The sequence below is a fragment of the Aquabacterium sp. genome (genome assembly GCF_035476535.1).
Classification (GTDB): domain Bacteria; phylum Pseudomonadota; class Gammaproteobacteria; order Burkholderiales; family Burkholderiaceae_C; genus Pseudaquabacterium.
Window position 1 is genome coordinate 1 of record NZ_DATILJ010000033.1, and the last position, 8,353, is coordinate 8,353.

The following is an 8,353-nucleotide window of genomic DNA, read 5'->3' on the forward strand; positions in this document are numbered from 1 at the left end:
AATCTCCTGTCTGCCAAGTTGCGGGAGACGGCATGCTGGACCTCACGGCACCGTTATGTGTCACGGCGATGACGGTATGCCCTGGCCAATCCCAGCGCACGGTGGGCTCGGGCACAAAACGATTCGGGGCACAAAAGGCGCACAACCATCCTCAGGCGAGGCGGAGCCAAGCCGGGCCGATGAGTTTTTGACGCAGACGCTGAAAGACGGCGCTGGCGCTGATTGATGTGCGTGTGCTCGATCACCTTGTGGTGGCGGGCGCCGACATCTGCTCCTTTGCCGAGAGAGGTCTTCTTTGACCTTGGCTCCGGGCGCCTGACGGCGCCCTTTATCTCTTCAGACTCGGGCCAGGCTGATACGCCGGATGTCGAGGGCAAGAGGGGGCTTGCTGTCGCGCTGCGATCATCCAACCTACCGGGCGGATGGGTGCGGGGTCGAGCGACGGATGTCGGCGGCGTTTGGCGGTGCTGGCAAGATTGATGGCACCAAGTACCCGGCGGTGCGAGCTGTCGCGCGGGTCTCTCCGGCACGTGCTGCGATGCCTGGCACGCACGTTCTGCTCGACTACGAAAACGTGCAGCCGACCGAGGAAGAGCTTCGGACCATGGTGCCAGACGCGACCCAGGTGTGGGTGTTCCATGGGCCGCACCAGCGGCAGGTCGAGCAGCGGTTCGCGTCGTTCGGCACCAAGGCCACCGCGGTGCCGATCAGCAAGACCGGGAAGGACGCGCTGGACTTCCATCTGTCGTTCTACATGGGCTACATCGCTTCGCGGAATCAGGCGGCGGCGATGGTGGTGGTGGCGAACGACAAGGGCTACGGGCCGGTGCTGGAGCACGCCAGAGCGATGGGGTTCGATGTTCGTCAGGTCGGTCATGGCAGGGCCAAGCTTGTCTCGACGGTGAGGGCAACTCCGGCCGAAGAACCTGCGGTCAAGCCGGTTCCAGCGAAGAAGGCCGTGGTCAAGAAGGCAGTTGCTCCCGCGCCGACCGTAAAGAAGGCTACAGCAAAGAAGGCACCCGCGCAGAAGGTGGCTCCGGCGAAGAAGGTGGTGGCGAAGCCGACCAACGCGCTGGTGGCCAAGAAGACCCCGGTGGCTACGCCACCCATTGCGAGCAAGCTTCCTGTTGCGACGGGACTGGCGCGAAGCCCGTGAGCTTGTCGCCCGACTCCGCGGCGACGGTCAAGAAGCTGACGGACAGCCTGCGCCAGATGGGCGACAAGCGGCCCACGAAGCCGGCGTTGTTGCGGCGGTCACTGAAGTCGTTCCTGGGGGCCGGTGCCACTGAGGAATCGGTCGAGGTCGCGTTGGGTCGGCTGATCGAGGATGGGGTGGTGATGGTGGACTCGGTGAAGGGCGCGTCGTATCCGAGGTTCGATCGGGAGAGCGGGTCCACTGTCGCCCAGGTTTGAAAGCTCGGTGCGGAACCGGCTGATGCAGGCCGTGGCTATGGATGCTGTGGCGCAGCTGATGCCAGGTCTGGGTGGGGCTGGGCGTGTCCCCGCAGCCACTCGCGCATCCACACCGCGCAGTCCGTGGCGGCCGCCATCGGCCAAGCCACCGTGATCGACATCTGCCCATGGCGCACGTCGATGCGAATGCCGGGCGCGGTGTCGGCGGCCGGCGGTAGCGCGACGGGGGACGAACTGCGACGTGTGAACCTCAACATGACTCTGACCGCGCGACGCTTCTCGGCGCCACTTGTGAACAAGATTGGCGTTCAAGCCGACGGGCTCCACGACTCGCAAGACGAGACCTTGCCGTCGAGCTTGAAAGGCACTACAGCGCCATTGGCGCCGGAACTGCGGATGCGCCAGTGTCTCCGCCCAGCAATGCCTCCCTGACGGCGCGCACCAGTGCGACGCGGCGTCGCGAACGCCGCAGGTCCATGGAGATCTCCACCAGCACACCGGCTCCGCTGCGGCCGCGGTTGCAAACGTGGTTCGGGTCGGAGCCCGACAGCCGGGCCGGCGCTTCCTCGACAGTCAAGCCGGCGGCAACAAGTCGCTCGGCAATGGCGGCGCTCAGCGCTAGGTCCCGGCCGCTCAGCAGGACCACTTCCCCAGGACTGCCGAGGCCGTGAACGGAGACCACGCGGTCGCACGCCTGCAGCATCTGCAGGCAACCCGGCTCGTCGAACCGATCGCCGCGCAGGCGCAGCGACGTGAAGTTGCCCGCCCTCAGCAGACCCTCGAACAGGTAGAGCCCGAACTCGCTACCAGCGATGGCGCGTGCGATGTCGGAGGTATGCGCCTGGATGCCGCCTCCATGGGGCGCGAGCACGGCGGTCGCAGACTCCGGGCGTGGGACCTGGATGATCCGGAAATCCTTGTCCGCCTCGTAGTCGGATGCCAGGTCGGCGAACGATGCAAGGTCCTTGGCGAGTCTGCGAGGCATGCGTCATTGTCCCGCAAGCGATCCAGCCCGCTCCCACGTGTCGGGCCTCCCCCTTCGGGGTTCAACACTTCCTCGACGTCACGATGCACCACGCGACCGATTCCGGTGCAGATCAATGTGTGGCTGTGCCGTGCCGCGGCATGCCGAAACCGTCCACCAGCGCCCGCAACTGGCGATTCTCGAGGTGTCGATCGACGATGGGCGAACGCGTTCGCCACGCACCCGCCACAAGGCCGGTACCGCGGATTCAAAGTTGTGAAAACCCGCCCGCGGCGCCGGAGCGCGCTCTCAGTCGAGCGCAGCCGTGCCGAAGGCAAGCCGCTGCAGCAGCGCGTCGGGCGGCGCAGCGCGCGCGTGCAGCGCCCACGCGCCGGCGGCCAGCAATGCGCAGGTGCGTGTGTGCGCTTGCGCTTCGTTGTGCTGGCGGCGGTCGGCGGCGGCTGCGTAGTGCGCATCGGCAGCGGCCAGCAGCGCGGCCGCATCACCCGGCCGGCCTTCCAGCGCCGCCAGCAGCGCGGCATGGTCGCACCACCAGCTCAGGCGCTGGATGCGCCGTGCCGTCGCCCAGGCGGCGCGCAGGACCGGTCGCGCGGCAGCCGTGTCGTCCAGGGCTAGCCAGGCGGCGGCGAGGTTGAGGCGGGCGTAACCGAGATGGTTGTCGTCGCGCTGCGTCTGCAACTGCGCCACCAGCGCCTGGCCGGTGGCCACGGCGGCGCGGGCATCGCCGCTGCGCAGCTCGCCATCGGCAATGTTGATCTGCGTCATCGGGCTCCAGTCGCCGGCGGCGCGGCTGAGACTCAGCAGTTCGCGGTCGAGCCGCAGCGCCTCGGCGGCATCGCCCCGGGCCGCGGCAATGGCGGCGCGCACCCGCACCGTGCAGCGCCGCCGCACCGCGGGCCAGGCGGCATGCTCGATGGCGAGCGCCTCGGCCAGCAGGGCCTCGGCGGTCGCCGCGTCGGCCGCGTCGACGACGACATCGGCGGCCTCGCACAGTGCTTGCAGCAGGCTCCAGCGGCCGTTGTCGTCGTCGGGCAGCAGGCGCGCCGCGGCCAGCGCGCGCCAGGCAGCTGCGCGGCTGCGCTGTGGCTGCGCGGCCGCGAGGGCCAGGCTGATGCTGGCTGCCGCGCGGTAGTGCAGCGCCGCCGGCGCGTCGGGCGGGAGCGCGACTTCGAGGCGCTCGATCTGGTCGGCCAGCAGCAGGCGCTCGTCGTGCAGCGGCGCAGGCAGCACACGCAGCAGCGCGCTGGCCAGCGACAGGCACAGCCGCTCGTCGCCGGCGGGTGCAGCCCAGGCGATCGCGGCGCGTGCGTCGTCCAGCTCATGCTCGGCCGCGCGGCACCAGGCCTCGATGCCGATGCGGCCGGCTTCCATCGCCGCAGCGGCCTGGTCCAGCGTGGCCAGCAGGGTCTGCGCATGGCAGCGGCGCAGTGACTCGGATTCGCCGCTGGCCTGCAGCTGTTCGGCGGCGAGTGCACGCGGCGATGCCAGCAGCCGGTAGCGCGGCGCGGCGGTGTCGCCATCGGCGCCAGCTTCGACGATCACTTCGACCAGCGAGCGCTGCACCAGCTCGTCCAGCGTGTCCAGCACGGCCCAGGCGTCGCCGTCGGCGCTGTCGCCGGCATGGCCCGCCTGCGCCAGCGCCGCCACCAGCGCCAGCGACGCCGTGCCGGCGACGACAGCCAGGCGCCGGAACAGCCGCTGCTCGCGCGGCGCCAGCAGGTCGTGGCTCCAGGTCAGCGCCGCGCGCAGCGTCTGCTGGCGTGCCGGCGCGGCGCGGTCGCGGTTTGCGCTCAGCACACGCAGCCGCTCGGGCAATGCGGCCAGCAACATGTCCAGGCCCAGCAGCGGCACCCGCGCGGCGGCGAGTTCGATCGCCAGCGCATTGCCGTCGAGCTGGTGGCACAGCGCGATGACCGCCGGCACCTGCGCATCGGCCAGCACGAAGCGGCTGTCGGCCGCCTGTGCACGTTCGGCAAACAAGGCCACGGCGCCGAAGGCCTGCGCCGCCTGCGCCGGCAGTGCGCCCTGCGGGATGGCCAGGCCGCCCAGGCGCTGCACACGTTCCTCGGCCAGCCGCAAGGGCGTCTGGCTGGTGACGACGAGGCGCAGTCCCGGCGCCGACGCGAGCAGCGTGCGCAACAGCGTGGCCGCGGCGTCCAGCAGGTGTTCGGCGTTGTCCAGCGCCAGCAGCATCTCGCGTTCGGCCAGCGCCTGCACGAGGGTGTCGATGGTGTTGCCCGGCGCCAGCTTCAGTCCCAGCGCCGTCGCCAGCGCGCCGGGAAGCGCTGCCGGGTCGGTCACCGGGGCCAGCTCGACCCAGCAGGCGCCGTCGGCGCAGGCGCTGCCGCGCAAGGCCAGCACCGCCTGCGCCAGCCTTGTCTTGCCAACGCCACCGGGCCCGACCAGCGTCACCAGCCGGTGCTGGTCGATCAGCGTGCCCAGCGCCGCCAGGTCGTCGCTGCGGCCGATCAGCAGCGGCTGCAGCGTCGGCAGGTTGGTGCGCAGCCGCTGGGGTGCTTCGGGCCCGGACGCGGCGGCGGGCGCAGCCGGCGCCAGCGCGGCGACGAAGCGGTAGCCGCGACCCGGCACGGTGAGCAGCCACTCGCCGCCCAGCACCTTGCGCAAGGCGTTGACCTGAACGCTCAGGTTGTTCTCTTCGACAACCCGGTCGGGCCACACTTGCTCGATCAGCTCGTTGCGGGTGACCAGCTGCCCCGGGCGTTGCACCAGGGCCAGCAGCAGATCGAAGGCGCGGCCGCCCAGCGGCACGGCTTCGCCGTCGGCGAGCAGGCGTTGCTCGAGCGGTCGAAGCTCGAAGCGGCCGAAGCGCAGGCCATCGGGCAGCGACAAGGGCGGCGGAGTGGAGTTCGACATGGCGCGAGGGCAGTTTAGGGGCGGCCGCCAGCGCGCGATTAAAGAACTTTGAAGACCGGCTGAAGGTGCTTGGCGGGCTGGCTGGGAACACTGGGACCACCTTGTTGAACGGAGCCCCCCATGACCCCCGACCAGATCCGACTCGTGCAATCCACCTGGCAACAGGTGCTGCCCATCCAGGCCGCCGCGGCCGACCTCTTCTACGGCCGCCTGTTCGAGCTGGCGCCCGACACCCGGCCGCTGTTCAAGCGCGATATCCACGCCCAGGGCGCCATGCTGATGAGCACGCTCGACGCGGTGGTGCGCAGCCTGCACGACCTGGGCGCCGTGTTGCCCACCGCGCAGCAGATGGCATGCCGCCACGTCGGCTACGGCGTGCGGCCGCAGCACTACGACAGCGTCGGCACCGCGCTGATCTGGACCCTGGAACAAGGCCTCGGCGCGGCCCTGACACCCGCGGCCCGCCAGGCCTGGCTGCTGGCCTACACGACGCTGGCCGGCGCCATGAAGGCCGCCGCGTACCCCGCCCACGCCGCCCCCGCCGCGCCCGCCGCGCTGCAGGCCTGAACCCACCCCCTTCATCGAAGAGCACAGCATGAACTCCCTCACCCGCCACGTGTTTGCGGCCAGCCTGCTTGCCACCGCCGCACATGCGGCCACCGCCGCACTCATCGACCGCGGCGGAGGCATGGTCTACGACAGCGACCAGAACATCACCTGGCTGCAGGACTTCGGCGCCGGCGGCCTGCAGTACTGGCAGAGCGCCGCCGATTGGGCGGACAACCTGGCGCACGGCGGCTACACCGACTGGCGGCTGCCCGCCACGCTGCAACCGGACCCCGGTTGCTCCGACGACGCCGGCCCTGGCGGTGGTGCACCGGTGCAATCGGCAGGCTACGGCTGCACCGGCAGCGAAATGGGCTATCTGTTCTACAACCACCTCGGCGGCAATGCGGGCGAGTCGGTGCTCGACCCCACCGGCGACAGCGCGCAAGAACTGGCCAACCTGGCCCTGTTCGAGAACATCCAGGCGTACCGCTACTACTCCGGCACCAGCTATGCGCCCAGCCCCGCCGCGCTGGCCTGGAGCTTCGGGTTCGGGCACGGCCTGCAAAGCGTTGACTTCAAGGTGCCCGACGGCCTGGGCTCCTATGCCGTGGCCGTGCGTGATGGCGACGTGGCCAGCACCGTGCCCGAGCCCACCGGGCTGGCGCTGACGCTCACAGCACTGGGCCTGTTGCTCGTGGCCGGCGCGCGGCGGCCGATGGCGGCCAAGACAGCAGCGGGCGCTTGAGCCATCACCCCAAGGTTCCTCACCTACTTCACCCACTTCACCGACTTCACCGACTTCACGGAGATCCCCATGTTCACGTTTCGTCCCTTCCCCGCCCGCGTGGCCGGCGCAACCAGGCCCTCGAGCCAGCGCCGCGCCGTGCTGACCGGTCTGCTGTCCGCCACCGTGTTCGTCTCGTTCCTGGCGCTGGCCCAGCCCGCCGCGGCCGATCAATCGCTGGAAACGGCGCTTGGCCTGAGCATGGACCAGGCGCATGCGGTGATGGCCATCGAGAAGAAGTACCGCCTCGAATTCGCCGCCAAGCGCGGCGACTTCAACCGCGAAAGCCGCGTGCTGCGCCGAGCGCACATCGCCCGCGACAGCGCCGCCATCGCCAAGCAGGAGCCTGTGGTGGCCGCGCTGCAGGAAGAGCTGCGCAGGATCCACGATGCCGAGAACGAAAAGATCCGCGCCGTGCTCACGCCCGCGCAGCGGGGCCGATTCGAAGGCGTGCTGGCGCAGCGCAAGGCCATGCGCGGCAGTTCACGCGACGAGCGTCTGTTGTGAAGCCCCAGGACCGCCTGCCACTGACAAGCCCACTGACACCCGCATCCCCCGGGGACCTGCATGCGTTAGTGACCGCTGCCGTGCCCACCTACTTCGGCAACGTCTGCGTTGTGCTGCCAGCGCTTGCGCATGTCACGGGGCATGTCCCCTGTGGCCGCCCAACGGGCCGGCTCAGCCTGGCATCAAACCCCTCTTGAACGAGATCGCCTTCGCCGGCACGGCCACCCTCGGGCGGTGACATCACGCGGCGAAGCCGACCGGCGCGTGCCAGGACCGAAGCTCCACGTTCAGGAAACGAATCAGCCGGTGGTTCACACCCAGCGCCTGGGTCACCGGGGCCATGTGGCCCAGGTCTTCTAGCGCCTCGTGCCGGCCCTGCGGCAGCAGGGTCTGCAGCAGCGTGGCCATCTGGCGCGCGGCCAAGGTGCTGCGTGTGCCATGTAGGCACAGCAGGGGCATGCGCAGGCGCGCCAGGACGGAGGCCGGCAGCGGCTCTTGCATCAGCGCAAGGAACTGCTGGTCGATCAGTGGCATTCGCGCGGCCACGGCCTGTTGGCGCTCGGGCGGCATGGCGTGCCAGGTGCCGGGGCCGGACCAGTAGTCGACAAAGAGCGCGGCCGCCTCGATGAGGCGGGATTGGCGGACATGCTCCCACACGCCGGTGGCCAGCTCGAAAGCCTCGCTGGCACCGGGGCTGCCGCGGGCATGGTCGGCCAGCAGGCGGAACACCACCGGCTCGTATACCGCCAGGCTGTGCACCAGCCCGGGCGCCGCGGCCGCTAGGTGCACGGCCACGGCCGCGCCGTACGAATGGCCGATGACATGGCCGCCGCCGCTGCGCTCCAGCACCGCCCGGGCCAGGGCCACGTCGTCCAGCACACGCAGCGGCTGGCCATGGTCCGGTGCGGGCCGCTTGCCGTGGCCGTGCAGGTCGAGGGCCTGCACGTCGAAGCGGGACTTCAGCGATTCGGCCAGCGCGTCCCACTGCCGCGCCGAGGCGGCGCTGGCGTGCAGCAGCACAAGCGTGGGGCGCGGTGGGGTGACGGCCGGGTTCGGAAGGCCAGGGGGCGTGGTGTTCATCAGTGGCGTCCTTTCGATGGGACGCACTTTGCGCAAGAGGCTGTTCCATGCGCGTTCCACGGCGCTGGAAGGCCCCAGTCGTTCGGCGATCCGGCCTTTGGACGCTAGGTCTGCAAACCGGCGATCTGCGGCGCGTGCCCCAAGGGGGTTTTGGCCGAGAT

At 70.2% G+C, this 8,353-nt stretch carries 8 protein-coding genes and 1 pseudogene; 6 read left to right on the forward strand and 3 right to left on the reverse strand.

Annotation, left to right across the window (positions count from 1 at the left end; all coding sequences use genetic code 11):
* Positions 1–137: 137 nt before the first annotated feature.
* The 3 genes and pseudogenes from VLK61_RS03850 to VLK61_RS03860 all read left to right on the forward strand — a co-directional run.
* Positions 138–299, forward strand: a pseudogene (locus tag VLK61_RS03850) (JAB domain-containing protein); the annotation flags it as partial.
* Between the two features lie 239 nt (positions 300–538).
* Positions 539–1,156 carry a PIN domain-containing protein gene (locus VLK61_RS03855; RefSeq protein ID WP_325418486.1) on the forward strand — a complete coding sequence of 206 codons (618 nt, stop codon included), beginning with the start codon at positions 539–541 and terminating at the stop codon, positions 1,154–1,156.
* The gene (locus tag VLK61_RS03860; RefSeq protein WP_325418488.1) at positions 1,153–1,413 is read left to right on the forward strand and encodes a hypothetical protein; all 261 of its coding nucleotides are present in this window, start codon (positions 1,153–1,155) and stop codon (positions 1,411–1,413) included. Before VLK61_RS03855 ends, VLK61_RS03860 begins: the two co-directional genes overlap by 4 nt.
* Before the next feature lie 367 nt (positions 1,414–1,780).
* Here VLK61_RS03860 and VLK61_RS03865 read toward each other — a convergent pair whose 3' ends face one another.
* Both VLK61_RS03865 and VLK61_RS03870 read right to left on the reverse strand, forming a co-directional pair.
* On the reverse strand, positions 1,781–2,398 hold the full coding sequence (locus VLK61_RS03865; protein ID WP_325418490.1) for a poly-gamma-glutamate hydrolase family protein: 618 nt from the start codon (positions 2,396–2,398) through the stop codon (positions 1,781–1,783).
* A 288-nt stretch (positions 2,399–2,686) separates the two neighbouring features.
* Positions 2,687–5,272, reverse strand: coding sequence for an ATP-binding protein (locus VLK61_RS03870; protein WP_325418491.1), 2,586 nt, complete (start codon positions 5,270–5,272; stop codon positions 2,687–2,689).
* Between the two features lie 120 nt (positions 5,273–5,392).
* Here VLK61_RS03870 and VLK61_RS03875 point away from each other — a divergent pair, with 120 nt between their 5' ends.
* From VLK61_RS03875 to VLK61_RS03885, 3 genes are all read left to right on the forward strand, one after another.
* Entirely contained in the window at positions 5,393–5,839 is a 447-nt protein-coding gene (locus tag VLK61_RS03875) for a globin family protein (RefSeq protein WP_325418493.1), read from the forward strand.
* 28 nt (positions 5,840–5,867) lie between these two features.
* Positions 5,868–6,566, forward strand: a complete 699-nt coding sequence (locus tag VLK61_RS03880) for a hypothetical protein (RefSeq protein WP_325418495.1) — start codon at positions 5,868–5,870, stop codon at positions 6,564–6,566.
* 69 nt (positions 6,567–6,635) lie between these two features.
* Positions 6,636–7,112 (forward strand): hypothetical protein, encoded by a 477-nt coding sequence (locus VLK61_RS03885; RefSeq protein WP_325418497.1) that lies wholly within the window; start codon positions 6,636–6,638, stop codon positions 7,110–7,112.
* Positions 7,113–7,352: 240 nt separating this feature from the next.
* On the opposite strand, the gene VLK61_RS03890 is transcribed toward VLK61_RS03885, so the two are convergent.
* The gene (locus tag VLK61_RS03890; protein ID WP_325418499.1) at positions 7,353–8,192 is read right to left on the reverse strand and encodes an alpha/beta fold hydrolase; all 840 of its coding nucleotides are present in this window, start codon (positions 8,190–8,192) and stop codon (positions 7,353–7,355) included.
* Positions 8,193–8,353: the final 161 nt, after the last annotated feature.